Below are 19,459 nucleotides of genomic sequence, written 5' to 3' on the forward strand. Positions count from 1 at the left end.
GACAATGAATTTGAACGGTTGGCGCCAGATCGTAACCAACGCCCCCACGCCTGTTCGCGTGTTGCGTGAAGCGTGCAGCGTGCTTGCGAGGGCAATATGACCGATTCCCTGGACAACTTGCGTAACCAGATCGATGAGCTGGATCAAAAACTTCAGGACCTGCTCAACGAGCGCGCCACCCTGGCCCATAAAGTGGCCGAGGTGAAAACGGCCACCGATCCCAACCCGGTTTTCTACCGGCCTGAGCGTGAAGCCCAGGTGCTGCGTCGGGTGAAAGAGCGTAACCAGGGGCCGCTGGATGGCGAAACCATGGCACGCTTTTTCCGGGAAGTGATGAGTGCCTGCCTGGCACTGGAACAGCGCATGAAGGTGGCGTTTCTGGGACCGGAAGGCACCTTTACCCAGCAGGCCGCGCTTAAGCATTTTGGTCATGCAGTGGAGAGTCTGCCGCTGGGTGCCATCGACGAAGTGTTTCGTGAAGTGGAGTCTGGTGCCGCCAACTACGGCGTGGTGCCAGTAGAAAACTCCACTGAAGGGGTGGTGAACCACACCCTGGACACCTTCATGACCTCCAGTCTTAAAATCTGTGGGGAAGTGGAGCTGCGCATTCACCATCACCTGCTGGCCGGTGAGCATACTCGCCAGGACAAGGTGACCCGTGTGTACTCCCATCAGCAAACGCTGGCCCAGTGTCGTCAGTGGCTGGACGCCCACATGCCCGGCGTGGAGCGGATCGCGGTCAGCTCCAATGCCGAAGCGGCCCGCCGCTTGAAAGACGAGTGGAATGCCCTGGCCATTGCCGGGGAAATGGCGGAAGAGTTGTATGGCCTCACTGCCGTACAACGCAACATTGAAGACCGCCCGGACAACACCACCCGTTTCATTATCATCGGTCGCCAGGACACGCCGGCCTCCGGCTGCGACAAGACCAGCCTGATGATCAGTGGCAAAAATCGCCCGGGGTTGTTGTACGAAGTGCTGTCCCCCTTCCGGGACGAAGGCATCAACCTGACCCGCCTGGAATCCCGCCCCTCGCGGACCGCCAACTGGAGCTATGTATTCTTCGTGGACTGCGAAGGCCACAAGGAAGACGCCACCCTGCAGGCGGTGCTGGACAAACTGGAAGCCGCGGGAAATACCATCAAGCTGTTGGGTTCATACCCCAAGGCCGTTCTATAAAATCCGGGTCTGACGTCGGAGGTCTGACGTCAGACGTTTTGCGGTTTTTGCGTCGGACGTCCGACTTCAGACGTCTGATCCCGATCAGATAACCCCGGTGGCCAGGGCTGGCAACCAGGGTGTAAAGGGAGTCCCCACATCATGACCTGCGACTACATCAAACTCGCCAACAACGGTATCCAGCAGCTCAAGCCCTACGAACCGGGCAAGCCCATCGAGGAACTGGAGCGTGAGCTGGGCGTCACTGATATCGTCAAACTGGCCAGTAACGAGAATCCTCTGGGCGCGAGCCACAAGGCGTTGCACGCCCTCAAGCATCTGCACGAGCTGCATCTGTATCCGGATGGTGCCACGTTTTCTCTGAAAGCTGCGCTGTCGGCGAAGCTGGGTGTGGACAGCGCGCAGCTGACACTGGGCAACGGCTCCAACGATGTGCTGGATCTGGTTGCCAGGGCGTACCTGCAGGAAGGTGACGAAGCAGTTTTCTCCGAATACGCTTTTGCGGTGTACCCGATTGTGACCCTGGCTTGTAATGCCAAACCGGTCCAGGTGCCGTCCAATTTGTTTGGCCATGACCTGGCGGCCATGGCGGAGGCGGTGACCGAGCGCACCCGGGTCATCTTCGTGGCGAACCCCAACAACCCCACCGGTACCTGGTTCAATGCCCATGCGCTGGACGAGTTCCTGTCACGAATTCCCGAGCGGGTGATCGTGGTGCTGGATGAGGCCTACGTGGAGTACGTGGAAGAAAGCCACTATCCGAATGGTATTGAGCGACTGGCCAAGTACCCGAACCTGGTTGTTACCCGCACCTTCTCCAAGATCTACGGCCTGGCTGGACTGCGGGTGGGTTATGGCATTTCCAGCCCGCAGATTGCCGATGTGCTGAATCGCGTGCGCCAGCCGTTCAATGTGAATACGCCGGCCCAGGTGGCGGCGGAAGCGGCCCTGCAGGATGACGATCACATCGAGAACTCCCGCAGTGAAAACACCGCTGGCCTGGTGCAGATCGCCGAAGGGCTGCAGAAACTGCATCTTGAGCAGATTCCCTCCGTGGCCAACTTCATTGCTTTTGATTGTGGCTGTGACGCCATGCCGGTCTATGAAGGCTTGTTGAAGCAAGGGGTGATCGTGCGTCCGCTGGGTGGCTACGGCATGCCCAACCATTTGCGCGTTACCGTGGGCACCAGCCGCGAAAATGAACGCTTTCTGGATGCGCTCAAGCATGTGCTGCAGGATTTGGCGAATGGGTAACGTCAAGCCGTTGGTGTCTCCCCCTGTAGGAGCGCCGTTCAGGGCGCGAACCGTACTTGGCACGGCCTATCGCAAGCAGGTTCGCGCCCTGAACGGCGCTCCTACAGAGGAAGGTGGGCGCTCGAATGTCTGAACCACTCTTCAATCGCATCGCCATCATCGGCCTGGGCTTGATCGGCGGCTCCTTTGCCGCTGCCGCCCGGGAAAATGGTCTGGCCGGCTCCATTGTGGCCGGCTCCCGCTCGGCGCGTACCCTGGAGCAGGGCATTGCCCTGGGGGTGGTCGACGACGGCAGTCAGGATCTGGCGGAAGCGGTAAAAGGCGCGGACCTGGTGTTCGTGTCCACTCCGGTGTCCGCCATGGGCAAGGTGCTGGCGGCGCTCAAGCCGGGGTTGTCGCGCACTGCCATCGTCACCGACGGCGGCAGTGTAAAAGGCAATGTGATCACCGCCGCTCGTGAGGCCCTGGGGGAGCATTATTCCCGCTTCGTGCCCGGCCATCCCATTGCCGGCAAGGAAAAGAGCGGGGTGACCGCCGCCGACGCCACCCTGTATCAGGATCACCGCGTGATTCTGACGCCCACGGACGACACCGACCCGGCGGCCACAGCCAAAGTGCGCGCCACCTGGACGGCCATGGGCGCCGAAGTGCTGCAGATGTCGCCGGATTACCACGACCAGGTCCTGGCAGAAACCAGCCATTTGCCACATCTGTTGGCGTTCTCGCTGGTGGATACGCTGGCCAGGCAGGGAGATTCCACCGAGATCTTCCGTTATGCTGCCGGCGGTTTTCGCGACTTCACCCGCATTGCCAGCTCCGATCCGGTGATGTGGCACGACATCTTTCGTGAAAACAAGGCGGCCTTGCTGCAGGCGCTGGACCAGTTCAGCGATGGCATCGGCCGCTTCCGCCAGGCAGTGGAAAATGAAGATTCCGATGCCCTGATGGGCATCATGACTCGGGCGAACACCGCCCGGGCCCACTTTTTGGCTATGAACGGGCGCACCTCCTATACGCGCGCCCACCATGTTCAGTGTGCAGGTGACGACGTAACCATGACAGACAGTAATGACGCCGGCCGGAATCCCACTTTTGTGGTCACACCGGGTGGTCAGCTACAGGGCCGCCTGCGCGTGCCCGGCGACAAATCCATGTCCCATCGCTCCATCATGCTTGGTTCGCTGGCAGAAGGGGTGACCCAGGTAGAAGGCTTTCTGGAAGGGGAAGATGCCCTGGCGACCCTGCAGGCGTTCCGCGACATGGGGGTGGTGATTGAAGGCCCCCATAACGGCCAGGTGACGATTCACGGGGTGGGGCTGCATGGCCTCAAGGCACCGGGAAAAGCGTTGTACATGGGCAACTCGGGCACCTCCATGCGCCTGCTGACCGGCTTGCTGGCCGGCCAGGCCTTCGATGTGGAGCTGACCGGGGATGCCTCCCTGTCCAAACGCCCCATGGAGCGCGTCGCCAAACCGCTGCGGGAAATGGGCGCCCAGATCACCACAGGCGAGCAGGGGCGTCCCCCGGTGCGCATTCGCGGTGGTCAGCCCCTCAAGGGCTTCCATTACGACCTGCCAATGGCCTCCGCCCAGGTAAAATCGGCAGTTCTGCTGGGTGGCTTGTATGCCGAAGGAGAAACGTCGGTGACCGAACCGGCGCCCACCCGGGACCATACCGAGCGGATGCTGGGCGGTTTTGGCTATGAGGTGCGCCGTGACGGCCCCACCAGCGCGCTGACTGGCGGTGGCACACTGTCCGCCGGCAGCCTGGAAGTGCCGGCGGACATCTCGTCGGCCGCCTTCTTCCTGGTCGGCGCGTCCATCGCGGCAGACAGCGAAGTGACCTTGCCGCACGTGGGCATCAACCCCACTCGCACCGGTGTGATCGATATTCTCAAACTGATGGGGGCGGATATTCGCCTGGAAAATCAGCGAGATGCCGGCGGCGAGCCGGTGGCAGACCTGGTCGTCAAGGCGGCGCCGCTCAAGGGAATCGAGATCCCCGAAGCGCTGGTGCCGCTGGCCATTGACGAATTTCCGGCGATTTTCATCGCAGCGGCCTGCGCCGAAGGCGAGACGATATTACGCGGGGCGGAAGAGCTGCGGGTGAAGGAATCCGACCGCATCCAGGTGATGGCCGATGGCCTGGCGGCGCTGGGTGTGAGCCACGAAGTCTTCGAAGACGGCATTCGTATCACCGGGGGCGAGTTCGGTGGTGGGGAGGTCCAGTCCCACGGTGATCACCGCATCGCCATGAGTTTTGCCATGGCGGCCCTGCGCGCGACAGGCCCGATTACCATTCATGATTGTGCCAACGTGGCCACCAGCTTCCCCGGGTTCGCCCAGTTGGCGACCCATGCAGGCCTGAAGCTGGAGGTGAAATGACCCCTGTTTTGACGATTGACGGGCCGGTTTCCTCCGGCAAGGGCACCGTGGCCCGGTTAGTGGCGATTCGCCTGGGGTGGCATCTTCTGGACTCGGGTGCGCTCTACCGGGTGCTGGGATATTATGCGAGGAATCAAGGGGTTGCCCTGGATGACGAGCCCGCATTGATTGCACTGGCGAAGGCCTTGCCGGTGCGATTTGTAGAGCAGCAAGGCCACACTGCGGTGATCCTCGATGGTGAGGACGTCTCCAATATTATCCGCCAGGAAAGTGTTGGTGAGCTGGCCAGCCAGGTGGCTGTGCTGCAGCCCGTGCGCGACGCCTTGTTGGCCCGTCAGCGGGTTTTTGCCGAATCTCCCGGGCTAGTGGCCGATGGCCGTGATATGGGCACCGTGGTGTTTACCTCTGCGCCCCTCAAGATTTACCTCACCGCCAGCGCTGAAGAGCGCGCCAGACGGCGCTTTGAGCAGTTGAAGCAGAAGGGCTTTGGTGCTACCCTCGCGACCCTCGTCGAGGACATCCGCACCCGGGATGACCGTGACATGAACCGTGAGGTGGCGCCATTGCGCCCGGCAGACGATGCCGTGGTGATCGATTCCACCACCATGACGGTTGATGAAGTGGTAGACCGGATTCTTGATGAGGCTGCCGCACGCCAGTTGGCGTAACGGTAGCGCACACTTCGTTAGCGCCCTTCGGTGGACCACCATCGTGGGGCAACTCTGTGTTAAGCGGCCGATCTGCTCAACCCTGAAAAAGTAAGCCAGCTGGAGAAGGGCGGATCTCATCTATTGACTAACCCATGTCTGCTGGTTGGCATGTGCGAAAACTTGAGTGAATTTCATGACTGAATCTTTTGCTGATCTCTTTGAAGAAAGCCTAAAGGACCTGGACGTTGCCCGTGGCTCCATTATCAAGGGTACCGTTGTATCCATCGATAGCGACTGGGTAACCGTTAACGCAGGCCTGAAATCCGAAGGCATTATTGCCCGTGAAGAATTCCTCAGCGAGGCAGGCGAGCTGGAAATCGTTGAAGGCGACGAAGTCGATGTTGCTGTAGACGCCATCGATGATGGTATGGGCTTCACCCGTCTGTCCCGTGAAAAAGCCAAGCGCGCCGAAGTTTGGGGCGAGCTGGAAAAAGCTTTCGACGAAGACGAGATCGTAAAAGGTATGATTTCCGGCAAGGTGAAGGGTGGCTTCACTGTCGACATCGGCCCGATCCGCGCCTTCCTGCCCGGTTCTCTGGTAGATATCCGTCCGGTTCGCGATGTTGCGCACCTGGAAGGCAAAGAGCTGGACTTCAAGGTCATCAAACTTGATCCCAAGCGTAACAACGTCGTGGTTTCCCGTCGTGCAGTGATGGAAGCAGAGCACAGCGCAGAGCGCGAGCAGCTGCTGGAATCCCTGCAGGAAGGCATGGAAGTCAAGGGTATCGTGAAGAACCTGACCGACTACGGTGCGTTCGTGGACCTGGGCGGTATCGACGGCCTGCTGCACATCACCGATATGGCCTGGAAGCGTATCAAGCATCCGAGCGAGATCGTGGAAGTTGGCCAGGAAATCGACGTCAAGGTACTCAAGTTTGACCGCGAGAAGATGCGTGTTTCCCTGGGTCTGAAGCAGCTGGGCGAAGATCCGTGGCACGACATTGTGGGCAAGTACCCGGAAGGTACCCGCGTGAAAGCCAAGGTAACCAACCTGACCGATTACGGCTGCTTTGCCGAAATCGAAGAAGGTGTGGAAGGCCTGGTTCACGTTTCCGAAATGGATTGGACCAACAAGAACATCCACCCGTCCAAGGTTGTAGAGATCGGCGACGAAGTGGAAGTGATGATCCTGGACATCGACGAAGATCGTCGTCGTATCTCCCTGGGTATCAAGCAGTGTCAGTCCAACCCGTGGGATGCCTTCGAACAGAAGTACCAGAAAGGCGAGCGCATCAGCGGCAAAATCAAGTCCATCACTGACTTCGGCATCTTCATCGGCCTGGAAGGCGGCATCGATGGTCTGGTGCACCTGTCAGACATTTCCTGGGAAGAGCAGGGCGAAGATGCCGTGCGTAACTTCAACAAGGGCGATGAGCTGGAAACCGTGGTACTTTCTATCGACGCAGAGCGCGAAAGAATTTCCTTGGGTATCAAGCAGTTGACAGATGATCCGTTTGCTCAGTATGTTGCTGCAAACGACAAGGGAACTATCGTTAAGGGTGTTGTGAAGGCAGTAGACGCGAAAGCGGCTATTGTTGAGCTGGCTGAGAACGTTGAAGCCACCCTGCGCGCGAGCGAAATCAGCCGTGATCGCGTTAACGATGCGACCGAGGTGCTCAAGGTCGGTGACGAGGTGGAAGCCAAAATCACCAACGTTGACCGCAAGAACCGTGTTCTCAGCTTGTCCATCAAGGCGAAGGATCAAGCTGATGAGCGTGAAGCCATCGAAGGTCATCAGGAGCAGCAAGACGCCAACGCTCCGAAGACCATTGGTGACTTGATCAAGAAACAAATGGAAAGCAGCAACGAGTCATAAACGGCTCCTCCCGGGGGCCGGCATCGCGCCGGCCCCACTGGGCTGGGAGCCCAGGGAGTAAGCTGTAATGGCATTAACCAAGTCAGAACTGATTGAGCGCATTGCCGACCGGCAAGCGCAGCTGTCCCCCAAGGATGTGGAGCTGGCAGTAAAGACCTTGATCGAGCAAATGGCCGATTCCCTGGCCGGCGGTGGTCGCATTGAAATTCGCGGCTTCGGCAGTTTTTCCCTCCATTTCCGCGCCCCCCGTGTGGGTCGCAATCCCAAAACCGGTGCCAGCGTCGAGCTGCACGGTAAATACGTTCCTCACTTCAAACCTGGCAAAGAGCTGCGTGAGCGGGTCAATGAATCGCTGAGTGCAGACTCCGGCGAAGATGTTGATAATAACGGCAGTGACGGCAATCAAGCTGCCGCCAGTTAGTGTTGCCTGGCTTTCGAGCCTGGCCAGAAAAGGACGTTCCCGATGCGAAACCTTTACCGGATCCTCGTAATTCTGGCCGTTGTGGCCATTTTTCTTGTCGCCTTCCTGTTTGTGACCAGTAACCGTGATCTGGTGATGATCGATCTCCTGGTGGATGCCTGGCAGTGGCAGGTCTCACTGGGTGTGCTGGTGGTCTCTGTGCTGGCCATCGGCTTGCTGGTGGGCTTGCTGGCCGGGGTTGGCCTGCGTGGCATCAAGGGCCTGTTTTCATGAGCGAATCGTTGTGGCTCATTCCCCTGTTCTTTGTGGCCATTTCTGCCGGTTTTTTCATGGGGCGACGCGAAAGCAAGCGCCGCCAGCGCCGCCGCATGGCGTCCCTGTCCAAGGATTATGTGGCGGGCATTAACTTCTTTCTCAATGAAGAGCCAGACAAGGGCATCGAGGCTTTGCTCAACAGCCTGGATGTAAGTGAAGAAGGGCTGGAAACTCACCTGGCTCTGGGCAAGCTGTTCCGCAAACGCGGCGAATTTGACCGTGCCGCGCAGTTGCATACTCATCTGCTTGAACATGGCGACTATGGTCGGCCGGTACAGGAAGAAATTCAGCTGGAGCTGGCCCAGGATTATCTGGCCAGTGGCATCTTTGATCTGGCCGAACAGGTACTGCTGGAAATGCTGGACCAGGATTGCCAGGCCAAGGATGAAGTGTGTGAACAGTTGATGGGCCTGTACGAGCAGGAGCGTGACTGGGTGAACGCCATCAGCATGGGCGAGCGCCTGCTCAAGAACCGTGCGAACCTGGCGCCGGTACTAGCCCAGTTTTGCTGTGAGCAAGCGGAAACCCTGCGTCGGGACGGCGACATTAATCCAGCCCGCCGTATGCTGCGCCGGGCGTTGTCATTCGATAACCAGTGCGTGCGTGCCAGCCTGGCGGAAGGCGATCTGGAAATGGCGGAATCCAACTGGGGCGCCGCGATTGATGCCTTTCAGCGGGTCTGGAACCAGGACAGTGACTTTTTTGATGAAACACTGGATCGTCTGCGGCAGTGTTTTCAGCATCAGGAAAAGGAAGAAGACTTCATCCAGATGCTGGCCGATTACAGTGCAGAGAAACCCAGCACCACGCGTATTCTGTTGCTCTCGGAAACGCTTAAAGAGCGTTATGGCGACAAGGAAGCGGCGGACTTTATCCGTGAATACATGAAGGCCAACCCGTCCGTGCGGGGGCTCAACCGCATCATCGACATGAGCCTGGCCAGCACCGCCGAGGGCGAGGCCCGTGAGCATCTGGACATGCTCAAGCAGGTTTCGGAAAAGCTGCTGAGCGACAAGAGCCTGTACAAGTGCCGCCGCTGTGGCTTTGAAACCCCATTGATGCAATGGCGCTGCCCAAGCTGCAAACGCTGGGGCACCATCAAGCCGGTGGTGAAGGAAGTTTAAAGCCGCTACCAGCTGCCGCTGATTGGCTTAAGAACCAGGGCGCTCCCTGGATTCCGGGGTTTCTACGGAGCTGCTGTAGGAGTCCCGCTTGAGGGACGAACCGTGCGAAGCACGGAATCGACCGCAGGGCGATCAGGCATTTCCGGGCGCTACGGGCCTCTAAATAATGGCTTCCCTTTGGTGGCCTCGCTACGTTCGGTTCGCACCTCAAGTGGTGCTCCTACAAAACCGCCCGCAGGACGATTAACGCTTGCTAATGGCAATTCTTGAACCCGGTTATCCCTGCGCCTACTATAGCCCCGCCTACTCACCACTCAGGAAGCTTCTATGCCCATTTCCAGCCCCGTTATTGTCGCTCTGGACTATCCCGATGCCGCCCAGGCTCTGGTCATGGCAAAGCAACTGGATCCGGCCAAGGTGCGGGTAAAGGTGGGCAAGGAAATTTTTACCCGCAGTGGCCCGGCGGTGGTGGAATCGTTGCACAAGCTGGGCTTTGAGGTATTTCTGGACCTGAAATTCCACGACATTCCCAACACCGTGGCGGGGGCTGTCGCTGCGGCGGCGGACATGGGCGTGTGGATGGTGAACGTGCATGCCAGTGGTGGCCAGCGGATGATGGAAGGCGCGGCCAATGCCATTGCCAATCACGCCCGGCGTCCACACCTGATCGCCGTGACGGTGCTGACCAGCATGGATGACAGCGACCTGCAGCAGGTGGGCGTGGTGGATGTGCCCAAGGTACAGGTGCAGCGCCTGGCAGAGCTGGCCAGAGCGTCAGGCATGGATGGCGTGGTCTGTTCAGCCCAAGAAGCGGTAATGCTGAAACAGGCCTGCGGATCGGCCTTTGAACTGGTGACCCCGGGGATTCGACCACAAGGGTTCGAGGCAGGAGACCAGCGTCGGGTACTGACGCCGGTACAGGCTCGTGATGCGGGTGTGGACTATATGGTAATCGGCCGGCCCATCACCCAGTCCGCCACACCTACGGATGTAGTCGACGCTATATTACAAAGTCTGGGCTAATCTGCTTACAGCACCGTTTGTGGCTGGCGGATAACAGCAGTATTTATACCTCCTTAAAGTGAGATTTCCATTCAGAATAAAGAATACGGAGATCTCATATGAAATCCTGTTACATTGCGATTCTGCCTCTGCTGATGGCCTTGGTGATGCCCGCCGCTGCCGTCGAACTGCAGCCTGCTGGCACAGACGCTGTCAAAACCGCCGCCGCAGAACCCGCCAAAGCGGCTGGGGTGACAGCAGAGAGCGGTGCCGTCAATTTAAATACTGCCGATATGGCCGAACTGGAAAAACTGCACGGGGTTGGCCCCAAGACGGCCCAGGCGATAATTGATTTCCGTGACAGCCAGGGGGAATTTACCAGCCCGGATCAGCTGCTGGCCATCAAAGGCATTGGCGAGAAAACGCTGGCAAAAATGCGCGACCAAATTGTGCTGCAATAACCAATAGCACACGCGCTGAGAGTGGACGGACTGCGCGGGAAATACATCTCGCGCAGCCATTCAGCCAGTGAATCAGGGGTGGGGTTCGTTGTTGCCTTCGCCATCCTGATGTTCGACGGCGCTGAGGTCGTCGGCACGATCCACGTCCCGTTCAGGTCGTGGCGCCTTGGGAGGTGCGGGTTCGCCGTTTTCCTCCGGCTTTTCCACTTTTCCGCCTTTCTCCCCTTTGCTTTCTTTTTCCTTGCTGGCTTTCTCTGCCTGGGCTTCCACTTCCTCGGTGCTCTTCTCTTCACCGATACGGAAGGCCGCAAAGCCGGCGTGGACCACCTGGTTAACCGCCATGCCCAGCACGCGCCCGTTGTAGGGGGCGATAATGGCGCTGCCCGTATTGCTGATCGGGTCGGTGACGGTGCCGAGAATCTGGCCCTTTTTCACCTTGTCGTTGAGTTTTACCTCGGAGAGCAAAATCCCGCCCTGGCTGGCACGAATCCATTCTGATTCGAAGAACACCGGCTGCGGGGCGCTCCAGAAACGGCTGGCCTTACGCATTTCCAGGTTTTCCAGCAGGGTTTCGATGGCCTGTACGCCATAATTCACTGCCTGGGTTTCCAGCCGGTTGGGGCCACCGGCTTCCATGGTCACGGCAACAATGCCGTCTTTCACCGCGGCATCGCGGAGCATGCCGGTGACGCCGGGGCTGTGCAGCACTGTCATGCCGCCAAAGTGCTTGGCAAAGGCGACCACATCCTGGTTATCCAGATCCGCACGTAGCTGAGGCAGGTTGACCCGCTTCTGGGAGCCGGTGTGCAAGTCCACCAGGTAGTCGCAGTGGCTGACGATATTGCCGAACAATGAATGAGCCACGCGACTGGCCGCGCTGCCATTCTTGTTGCCGGGAAAGTAACGGTTCAGGTCGCGGCGGTCGCTCAGGTAGCGGGTACCACTGCGAAAACCGTCCAGGTTGACGATGGGGACACCAACCACGGTGCCGGCCAGTTGATCCGGTTCCAGTTCGTACATCAGGCGGCGGACCATCTCGATGCCGTTCAGCTCATCGCCATGGATGGCGGCGGTGAGGCAGAGTTTGGGGCCGGGTTTGTCACCGTGGGCGACCAGTACCGGTACCGGCGTGGCAATGGACGCGAAGGACTGATCCGGTGTCCAGTGCAGGGTGGCGAAAGTGCCGGGTTCCACTGTCTGGCCCAGCAGTGGCAGGGCGGAGGGTTTTTTCTGCTCTGCCTCGGCGTTGCCAGCCTCTTCGTCTGCATCACTCTGGCTGCTGTCCGCCCGGTGAGGGGGCTTGTTGGGGGTGTCGGCGTCGGTTTCCTGTTGTCGCTCCAGCGCCCGCTCTTCGTCTTCCACTTCGGTGGCCCACACGGGCTGAGCCAGGGCGGTGAGCAATGACAGGGCGAGTAATGAGAGAGTGCCCAGGGTTATCCATGACAGGCGTTTGTGCACAAACGGCTCCTTGCGTGTCGTTTTCCGTACGGCCGGCGCGGCGCACCGCGCCTGCGCTAGCCCTGTTGGTCCAGCTCATCCCAGCGGGAAAAAGCCACTTCCAGTTGCTGCTCCAGCTCACTTTGCCGGGCTTGTGCGGCACTGATATCAGCCGGCTCACCCTTGTAAAAATCCGGGTCGGACATGCGTGTCTGTACCGCGTCCAGATCCGCTTCCAGCTGTTCAATGCGAGCGGGTAATTGTTCCAGCTCCCGTTGATCCTTGTATGACAGCTTCTTGCGGGCGGGAGCAGGCTTTTCCGCTACTGCTGCCGGCTTGGCGGCTTTGACGGTTTTTTCCCGCTTGGGTTCCGGGCGCTGGCGTAACCAATCCTGGTAACCGCCCACATAGCTGTTCAATTCACCGTGCTCGAAGACCAGCGTGGAGGTCACCACATTGTCGATGAACTCACGGTCGTGGCTGACCAGCAGCAGGGTGCCCTGGTAGTTGATCAGCTGTTCCTCCAGGAGTTCCAGGGTTTCTGCATCCAGATCGTTGGTGGGCTCATCGAGTACCAGCAGGTTGAAGGGCTTGGTGAACAGCTTGGCCAGCAGCAAACGGTTGCGCTCGCCGCCGGACAGGGATTTCACCGGCTGGCGAACCCGGGCGGGGTCGAACAGGAAATCCTGCAGATAGCCGATCACATGCTTGTTCTGGCCATTCAGATTGATCACATCGGAGCCTTCCGCCACGTTGTCGATCACGCTTTTTTCTTCGTCCAGGGTGTCGCGCAGCTGGTCGAAGTAGGCCACCTGCAGCTGGGTACCCTGTTTCACCGTGCCGCTGTCCGGAGCCAGGCGATCGAGCAGCAGGCGAATCAGGGTGGATTTACCGCACCCGTTCGGGCCCAGAATGCCCACCCGGTCGCCGCGCATCAGGGCCACGGAAAAATCGCGGACAATCTGTTTGCCGCCCACGGCGTAGCTGATCTTGTCGGCTTCCACCACGATCTTGCCGGAGTTGTCGCTGCTCTGGATGGTCAGGCTGGCGGTGCCGGTGCGGCTGCGGCGCTGGGAGAATTCGTCGCGCATGGCTTTCAGGGCACGCACCCGGCCTTCATTGCGGGTACGTCGGGCCTTGATGCCCTGGCGAATCCACTTTTCTTCCTGGCTGAGCTTCTTGTCGAATTCGGCATTGGCTTTTTCTTCCGCATCCAGCGCCGCTTGTTTACCGCTCAGGTACTTTTCATAACTGCCGGGCCAGCTGGTCAGCTTGCCGCGATCCAGTTCGATGATGCGGGTGGCCAGTGAACGAATGAAGGCCCGGTCGTGGGAGATAAAGACCAGGGTGGTGCCAAAGTTTTTCAGGAATTCTTCCAGCCACTGGATGGATTCCATGTCCAGATGGTTGGTGGGTTCGTCCAGCAGCAGAATGTCTGGATCCTGTACCAGAGCGCGGGCCAGCAGTACGCGCCGCTTCATGCCGCCGGAAAGGCCAGCGAAAGACATATCGCCGTCCAGATTGAGCTTGGACAGCACCGTGTCCACCCGCTGGGACAGCTGCCAGGCACCGCGGGCCTCGATCTCGGTGCTCAGCTCTTCGAAGCGGGCCAGTATCTTGTCGTCCCCGTCACCCAGGTGATGCACCAGTTCGGCGTGCTCGCTAAGCAGGGCGCCTTGCTCCCCCAGCCCTTCGGCCACCATGAAGTGCACGCTGTGCTCCTGGTCATCGGGCACTTCCTGTTCCAGCCGGGCCACACTCAGCCCCTGGGTCTTCTCGATCTGACCGTCATCGGCTTGAATTTCTTCGGCGATGACCTTCATCAGGGTGGACTTGCCCGCCCCGTTACGGCCGATCAGACACAGGCGCTCACCCACGTCGATGGACAGGTTGACGTGGTCCAGCAGCGGTTGTTGGCCATAGCTGAGTTGAATGTCGCGAAGGGTAATCAGTGGCATACTTTATAAGTCCAGGCATCAGGCAACACGCAGCGTGCAACACGGTCTAAACAGGGCAATGGCAAGGCATGAGAATCAGTGCCTCGCGCCTGGGCCTTTAGGCGAGGAGAATAGAGGCCGGAAAAGCGTGGTTTGTCACGTGCTGCGTGCAGCGTCTATCTAATTGAACGCGCAGTGTAGCAGCTTGTTACGGGCGTGTACTGGTACTTGGCGCCAGGCCGCTGCAGCATGGTCTGGCAAAGAAAGGCTGGCCGCAGGGCCACCACAGGACAAGAAAGAGCAAGGACGGGAGGGGTAATGTCGGAATTTCTGCGCGAACGCTACGAAGAGGTGGATCTGACGCCGGGGCAGGGCAAGATCACGGCGACGATCTCCATCGGGCTGGGTTGTTTGGCGCTGCTGGGAAGTTTCTGTTTTCTTTATCCGGAACTGTTTACCACGCCCGAATTCAGGGCGTTTTATAATGCCGAGATCTTGCGGCTGCTGCTGTTTATTGGCATTGGTATCGGGTTTACCTGCGGGTTTTTCAGCGTGTTTCGTCACCAGGAACGGCGTTACGGCATTATCGGCATGGTGCTGGCCTGCATGGCTGCGCTTATCGGTTCCGGGCGCCTGGATGTGCCGCCGGTGGATGGACGCAGCCTCTATGCCGGCCTGGATTATTTCATCCTCACACTGCTGGTGCTGGGGCTGGTCTTTATTCCGCTGGAGCGCGCCTACCCGAAGAACCGGGAACAGAAGACCCTGCGCGGTGGCTGGGTGACGGACATGAAGTACTTCCTGTTCAGCCACGTGGCCCTGCAGCTGATCAGCTTTTTCACCATTATCCCTATTCAGGTGTTGCTGCACGACAAGGTGGACATCGGCTTCCAGCAGGCCATCGCCAGCCAACCCCTGTGGCTGCAGTTTATTGAAATTCTGATTGTGATCGATCTGGGCAGCTACTGGATTCACCGGGCCTTCCACGAAGTGCCCTGGCTATGGAAATTCCACGCCGTGCACCATTCCACTACCCAGATGGACTGGTTGGCCTCATCACGGCTGCATGTGGTGGAAATCATTGCCAACCGTTTTATTGGCTATCTGCCGATCTTTATCCTCGGCTTCTCGCCCTCGGCGGTGTATGCCTATCTGGTGTTCGTGTCTTTCCATGCCATCTTTATCCACGCCAATGTCCGCTTCCGGTTCCCGGGCGTGCGCTGGCTGATCGCCACCCCGGAATTTCATCACTGGCACCATTCTTCGGAAGACGAAGCGGTAGATAAAAACTACGCCGCCTTCCTGCCCATCTACGATAAACTGTTCGGCACCCTGATCATGCCGGATCGCCTGGCCGCCGAGTACGGCACGCGGGCCAGCACCCAGGTACCGGAAGGGGTGGTCAAACAGTTCCTGTTCCCGTTCCGCCGGGGCTGAATATGCATTCCCATCGCAACCCTCAAAGATGAATTTATGGATGACGTGATAGACATGCTGCGCGAACGGCATGATGGCGGTCTGGTGGCCCTGGAACTGCCAGACGAAGACCGGTTGGTGGAAATTGAAGAGCAGCTGCTGATTTCACTGCCGGGGGACTACAAGGAGTTTCTGCTTAACGCCAGCGACATCGTCTGTGGCAGCCTGGAACCAGCCACGGTGATGGACGACTACGCCCACAATTTCCTCCCGGAAATGGCCGCCAACGCCTGGGATCAGGGCCTGCCTCGCTACCTGATCCCCATCTGCGAAACCGCCAACGGCACCTACGCCATGTCCCAGGAAGGGGAGGTAGTGCTGTGGGAGCCGGGTAGCGGCATCAACGAAGACGAGGTATGGGGCAGCATCTGGCAATGGGCCAGAGAAGTCTGGCTGGAAAGCTAACCCAAAGCCATCAACATGTCCCCTGTAGGAGTTCCCTTCCAGGGGACGAACCCGAGCCCAAGCGAGGTGATTTCATTGTAGGAGCGGTGGTTCCACCGCAATGAAGAGCCTTGCTTCGCAAGGGTTCGCACCTCGAGAGGAGCTCCTACAGCGCGTCGGCCAGGCGTTTCAGAATCCGGCAAGATCCAGTTCATTATTAATCAGCACCACACACTGCGACGCAAACAGCATGGTCGGCCCCAGGCTGATCTTTTCGGTGCCCAGTCGCTTCAGGCTGTTAAAACTCTTCTTCGGCATGGGAATGTGATCGGTAAGCAGGAAGCAGGGCTTATCGGCAAATTCCAGCTCGCGAATGCTCTCGCCTTTCGGGTCCATCATGTACAGCTGATGCCCATCCTCAGCCAGCTCCTTTACCAGCTTTTCAAAGCTCTGCGTGCGCACGGTAATCCCGCTCTCCACCGCCTTCATCTGTTCCTTGCCCATGCCGGCAGAAGCATCCAATGCCCGCACCACCTTGGTCAGCAGCGCCTGCTCATGAAACCCGCCAATATCCCGCATCTCCGCCGCCACAAAGGTGATGGTGCGGGAATAGTCCTGGGTGCTTTCCAGCACCAGATGCACCACCACATCATCACGGTGTGACTGAGCCACAAAGATCGCATTCATCAACGTATGCGCCAGAATCTCGCTATGGGCATCGCCGCCCACATTGGCAAGCAGTGTCTGGCTGTTGGTGGAGGCCGCGCGGGCACGGAGGACGAAGGTGCGCATGGAATTGGGCTCTGGAGAATGTGGGCGTGATTGTACATCAGTGGCTGTGTGATCGTGGATGTTCGCGCAATGAACCTGGCTGGTCGGCCGTTTTCAGCGGAACGTTCCGCATAACTCGGGGGGGGCAAAATTTCAACACACTGATTTCAATCGATATTCCAGTGCCGGGGATCGGGATAGCAGGGCCGGAGTTCAAAGGAAGGTTCCTTTGAACTCCGTGTAGGAGATTGGCTATTTCAGTGTAGTGATTGTAGTTCCCCCGTTTTAGTGGACACCTTCTCCTAAACAAAGGGCCTGGCCTGTTTTGGGGGCTGTTGGTGGCAGCGCAATTGATTTGACCAAGGCAAGACCGGAAATTCAGTAACGGTTTCTATGCACGGAACCGGTAGCAGAAACCGGGGTCTGTTCTTTTCAAGTGTCTTGAATAAAACAATATGGCCTGACTCCAGGGCTCCTCCAGGAAATAACTCATGTATAGAAAAATCGTGATTGGAATTTATTTGATTCTGCTTGTCAGTCAGTACGGGTATGCAGAAGAGGGGGTGTCTTTAAAGCGGCCGGATGGCTCTGCAATCACTTTCTATCTGGACAAGAAAGGAGGCCGACATCTGCTGGTGCTGATGCAGGGCTCAGACTGCAATAGTGTGGCCCATAGCAAGGTGATTAATGATCGCTTTGCCACGGCGCTGGATGATGCGGATGTTCTGACGGTAGAGAAATATGGCCTTACCCGGTCGGTTTCCTGGAACGGTTTGGGTGATAGCTCGGAGTGTCCGGCGTCGTATTATGAGCATGATTCTCCGCAACAGCGGGCTGACGACTATTTGCGGGTGATGTCCTGGCTGGATGACCAATTTCACTATGACCACATCACGCTACTCGGGGGGAGCGAGGGGGCGTTGGTCGCGGCGATGGTGGCGTCCCGTAGTGATGCGGTGAGTGCAGTTATCTCGCTTAATGGCGGAGGCCGGTTTTTCGTTGATGATGTGCTGCACAGTATGGAAATTGAGCTTCCTCCAGCAGCATTCGAAGAGGCGAAACAGGGTTTTCTCGCGTTTGCCGCCTCTGTCGAAGCCGCCGAAAACATGGACCTTGCGATGAGCGGCCATGGATTTCGTTGGTGGAAAAGCATGCTGGCAGCCGATCAGACTGAATTGCTGCTGAGCATCCGAGCCCCTTTGCTGATTATTCAGTCCGAACTGGATAAGAGTGTTTCGCCAAAGCTGGCTTATGATCAAGCGAGAATGCTGATGCAAAACAGGAATAACGTCGAATTTCTCACGGTTAAGGGAGTTGATCACAAGTTTCATGACCCTTCTGGGAAGGATCGTACAAGCGCAATCGTCTCTTCCGTTAAGGAATGGTTAGGAAACAACCAGATAACAAGCGAAATCCGGTGATGATGTAGTTCCCCCGCTTTAGTTTAGTGAACACCTTCTCATAACCGTGTAGCGTATCTGCAGTCAGACTTCTTTTTCCCGTTCCTTGCCTTCAGCAGGGAAATGGGAAGATTGGCCTTGTCCTCGATAGGCTGAGTTCAGGAGAAATTCAATGCACACCAGTGAACTACCACCGGGCATGAATCAAGCGGATCGTGTGATTCTGTTTGATGGTGTTTGCGTACTGTGCAGCTACTGGGCGCGGTTTCTGGTGCGTTTTGATTCTCGCCGTCGATATAAGCTGGCGACTGTGCAGTCTGATGAAGGGCGTGCGATTCTGGCCTGGTGCGGTTTGCCGCTTGAGGAATTTGATACGTTGGTGCTGGTGGAGCAAGGCGCGTTTTATGTGCGTTCTACCGCCATTATTCGGGTGCTTAGGGGGCTTCCTTTCCCGTGGCCATTGGCGGCGGTGGCGCTGATATGCCCGCGTGGCATACGTGACTGCCTGTACGACCGTATGGCGCGCAATCGCTACCGTATTTTTGGCAAATATGATGCCTGCGTGCTGCCTTCGCCGGACCATGCAGACCGTTTTCTGGGGGCGAAATAGGCGATGACTCTCCAGGTCTGCCGTTTTTCCATCGCCTTTATCTGGCTTTACCAGGGTATTGTGCCGAAGTGGCTGGGGCCCCATGCGGATGAGCTGCGCATGAATATGGCGCTTGGTCTGAACGAGGCACAGGCGCACCTGCTTTCTTATGTGGGGGGTGGGCTGGAAGTGGTGCTCGGGTTGCTGGTGCTGGTCTTTTACCGCCAGCGCTGGCCCTATGTCATCACCATTGCGGCTCTGTTCGGGCTGTTCGCTTTCACTCTTTTGGTGGTGCCTGCGTTTACCGTATCTGCATTTAATTCAACCACAGTTAATCTTGCGGTCTGCTCACTGGCGGTCATTGCGCTTGCCGAGCTGCGTGTGATGGAATCCAGAGGCTGACGTGCACACTGGCGCTTGGGCGCGCAGACAGTGCGACAACCGATTACACCTGGAATGACTCCGAGACCACTATGTTTATTGCAATGAACCGCTTCAAGATCAAACCCGGCTGCGAGCAGGACTTTATCGCTATTTGGGAAGGCCGGGATACTTTTCTGCAAGAGGTGCCCGGCTTCAAGAGTTTCAATCTGCTGCAGGGGGCGAGCACCGAGGAGTACACGCTGTTCTCGTCCCACGCCACCTGGGAATCCCGTGAAGCATTTGAAGGCTGGACCAGATCGGATGCGTTCCGTAAGGCCCACGCCAATGCTGGCGCCCGCAAGGATATTTACCTGGGGCCGCCGCAGCTGGAGTGTTTTGAGGTGGTGCTGTAAGCCCAGCTCCCCCGCAGGAGCGT

The 19,459-nt window shown here is 58.2% G+C and carries 19 protein-coding genes; 16 read left to right on the forward strand and 3 right to left on the reverse strand.

Annotated elements, in window-relative coordinates:
- Positions 1-96 precede the first annotated feature (96 nt).
- The 10 genes from pheA to COA55_RS05310 all read left to right on the forward strand — a co-directional run bounded on the left by pheA (position 97) and on the right by COA55_RS05310 (position 10,666).
- Positions 97-1,179 (forward strand): prephenate dehydratase, encoded by a 1,083-nt coding sequence (pheA, locus tag COA55_RS05265; RefSeq protein WP_290500911.1) that lies wholly within the window; start codon positions 97-99, stop codon positions 1,177-1,179.
- Positions 1,180-1,320: 141 nt separating this feature from the next.
- Positions 1,321-2,433: a histidinol-phosphate transaminase gene (gene hisC / locus COA55_RS05270; protein ID WP_290500912.1), complete on the forward strand. Its 1,113-nt coding sequence runs from the start codon at positions 1,321-1,323 to the stop codon at positions 2,431-2,433.
- Between the two features lie 125 nt (positions 2,434-2,558).
- Entirely contained in the window at positions 2,559-4,817 is a 2,259-nt protein-coding gene (locus tag COA55_RS05275; RefSeq protein ID WP_290500913.1) for a bifunctional prephenate dehydrogenase/3-phosphoshikimate 1-carboxyvinyltransferase, read from the forward strand.
- The gene (gene cmk, locus COA55_RS05280; protein ID WP_063538617.1) at positions 4,814-5,485 is read left to right on the forward strand and encodes a (d)CMP kinase; all 672 of its coding nucleotides are present in this window, start codon (positions 4,814-4,816) and stop codon (positions 5,483-5,485) included. Before COA55_RS05275 ends, cmk begins: the two co-directional genes overlap by 4 nt.
- A gap of 175 nt (positions 5,486-5,660) precedes the next feature.
- A complete protein-coding gene (gene rpsA / locus COA55_RS05285) occupies positions 5,661-7,343 on the forward strand; it encodes a 30S ribosomal protein S1 (protein ID WP_063521265.1) in 1,683 nt (560 codons plus the stop codon).
- 67 nt (positions 7,344-7,410) lie between these two features.
- Positions 7,411-7,764: an integration host factor subunit beta gene (gene ihfB / locus COA55_RS05290; protein WP_063521211.1), complete on the forward strand. Its 354-nt coding sequence runs from the start codon at positions 7,411-7,413 to the stop codon at positions 7,762-7,764.
- A gap of 42 nt (positions 7,765-7,806) precedes the next feature.
- Entirely contained in the window at positions 7,807-8,037 is a 231-nt protein-coding gene (locus tag COA55_RS05295; RefSeq protein WP_063521210.1) for a lipopolysaccharide assembly protein LapA domain-containing protein, read from the forward strand.
- Complete coding sequence (gene lapB / locus COA55_RS05300) at positions 8,034-9,203, forward strand: lipopolysaccharide assembly protein LapB (protein WP_063521209.1); 1,170 nt, start codon at positions 8,034-8,036, stop codon at positions 9,201-9,203. The genes COA55_RS05295 and lapB overlap by 4 nt, the downstream gene beginning before the upstream one ends.
- Before the next feature lie 327 nt (positions 9,204-9,530).
- A complete protein-coding gene (gene pyrF, locus COA55_RS05305) occupies positions 9,531-10,226 on the forward strand; it encodes an orotidine-5'-phosphate decarboxylase (RefSeq protein WP_290500916.1) in 696 nt (231 codons plus the stop codon).
- A gap of 98 nt (positions 10,227-10,324) precedes the next feature.
- A complete protein-coding gene (locus COA55_RS05310; RefSeq protein WP_290500917.1) occupies positions 10,325-10,666 on the forward strand; it encodes a helix-hairpin-helix domain-containing protein in 342 nt (113 codons plus the stop codon).
- Positions 10,667-10,738: 72 nt separating this feature from the next.
- Here COA55_RS05310 and COA55_RS05315 read toward each other — a convergent pair whose 3' ends face one another.
- Both COA55_RS05315 and COA55_RS05320 read right to left on the reverse strand, forming a co-directional pair.
- Positions 10,739-12,124, reverse strand: a complete 1,386-nt coding sequence (locus COA55_RS05315; protein ID WP_290500919.1) for a succinylglutamate desuccinylase/aspartoacylase family protein — start codon at positions 12,122-12,124, stop codon at positions 10,739-10,741.
- 56 nt (positions 12,125-12,180) lie between these two features.
- Complete coding sequence (locus COA55_RS05320; protein WP_290500920.1) at positions 12,181-14,061, reverse strand: ATP-binding cassette domain-containing protein; 1,881 nt, start codon at positions 14,059-14,061, stop codon at positions 12,181-12,183.
- 297 nt (positions 14,062-14,358) lie between these two features.
- Between COA55_RS05320 and COA55_RS05325 the strand changes: the two genes are divergently transcribed.
- Positions 14,359-15,477 (forward strand): sterol desaturase family protein, encoded by a 1,119-nt coding sequence (locus tag COA55_RS05325; RefSeq protein ID WP_063518916.1) that lies wholly within the window; start codon positions 14,359-14,361, stop codon positions 15,475-15,477.
- Positions 15,478-15,513: 36 nt separating this feature from the next.
- Positions 15,514-15,921, forward strand: a complete 408-nt coding sequence (locus COA55_RS05330) for an SMI1/KNR4 family protein (RefSeq protein WP_290500921.1) — start codon at positions 15,514-15,516, stop codon at positions 15,919-15,921.
- Between the two features lie 168 nt (positions 15,922-16,089).
- Here COA55_RS05330 and trmY read toward each other — a convergent pair whose 3' ends face one another.
- Entirely contained in the window at positions 16,090-16,692 is a 603-nt protein-coding gene (gene trmY / locus COA55_RS05335) for a tRNA (pseudouridine(54)-N(1))-methyltransferase TrmY (protein WP_290500923.1), read from the reverse strand.
- 470 nt (positions 16,693-17,162) lie between these two features.
- On the opposite strand from trmY, the gene COA55_RS05340 reads away from it, so the two are divergent.
- From COA55_RS05340 to COA55_RS05355, 4 genes are all read left to right on the forward strand, one after another.
- The gene (locus COA55_RS05340; RefSeq protein WP_290500924.1) at positions 17,163-18,092 is read left to right on the forward strand and encodes a prolyl oligopeptidase family serine peptidase; all 930 of its coding nucleotides are present in this window, start codon (positions 17,163-17,165) and stop codon (positions 18,090-18,092) included.
- 151 nt (positions 18,093-18,243) lie between these two features.
- Positions 18,244-18,681: a thiol-disulfide oxidoreductase DCC family protein gene (locus tag COA55_RS05345; RefSeq protein ID WP_290500926.1), complete on the forward strand. Its 438-nt coding sequence runs from the start codon at positions 18,244-18,246 to the stop codon at positions 18,679-18,681.
- A gap of 3 nt (positions 18,682-18,684) precedes the next feature.
- On the forward strand, positions 18,685-19,062 hold the full coding sequence (locus COA55_RS05350) for a DoxX-like family protein (RefSeq protein ID WP_290500927.1): 378 nt from the start codon (positions 18,685-18,687) through the stop codon (positions 19,060-19,062).
- A gap of 71 nt (positions 19,063-19,133) precedes the next feature.
- Positions 19,134-19,436, forward strand: a complete 303-nt coding sequence (locus tag COA55_RS05355; RefSeq protein WP_063518911.1) for an antibiotic biosynthesis monooxygenase — start codon at positions 19,134-19,136, stop codon at positions 19,434-19,436.
- Positions 19,437-19,459 lie beyond the last annotated feature (23 nt).

Origin of the sequence: Alcanivorax sp., assembly GCF_002733835.1 — a bacterium.
Taxonomy (GTDB): Bacteria; Pseudomonadota; Gammaproteobacteria; order Pseudomonadales; family Alcanivoracaceae; genus Alcanivorax.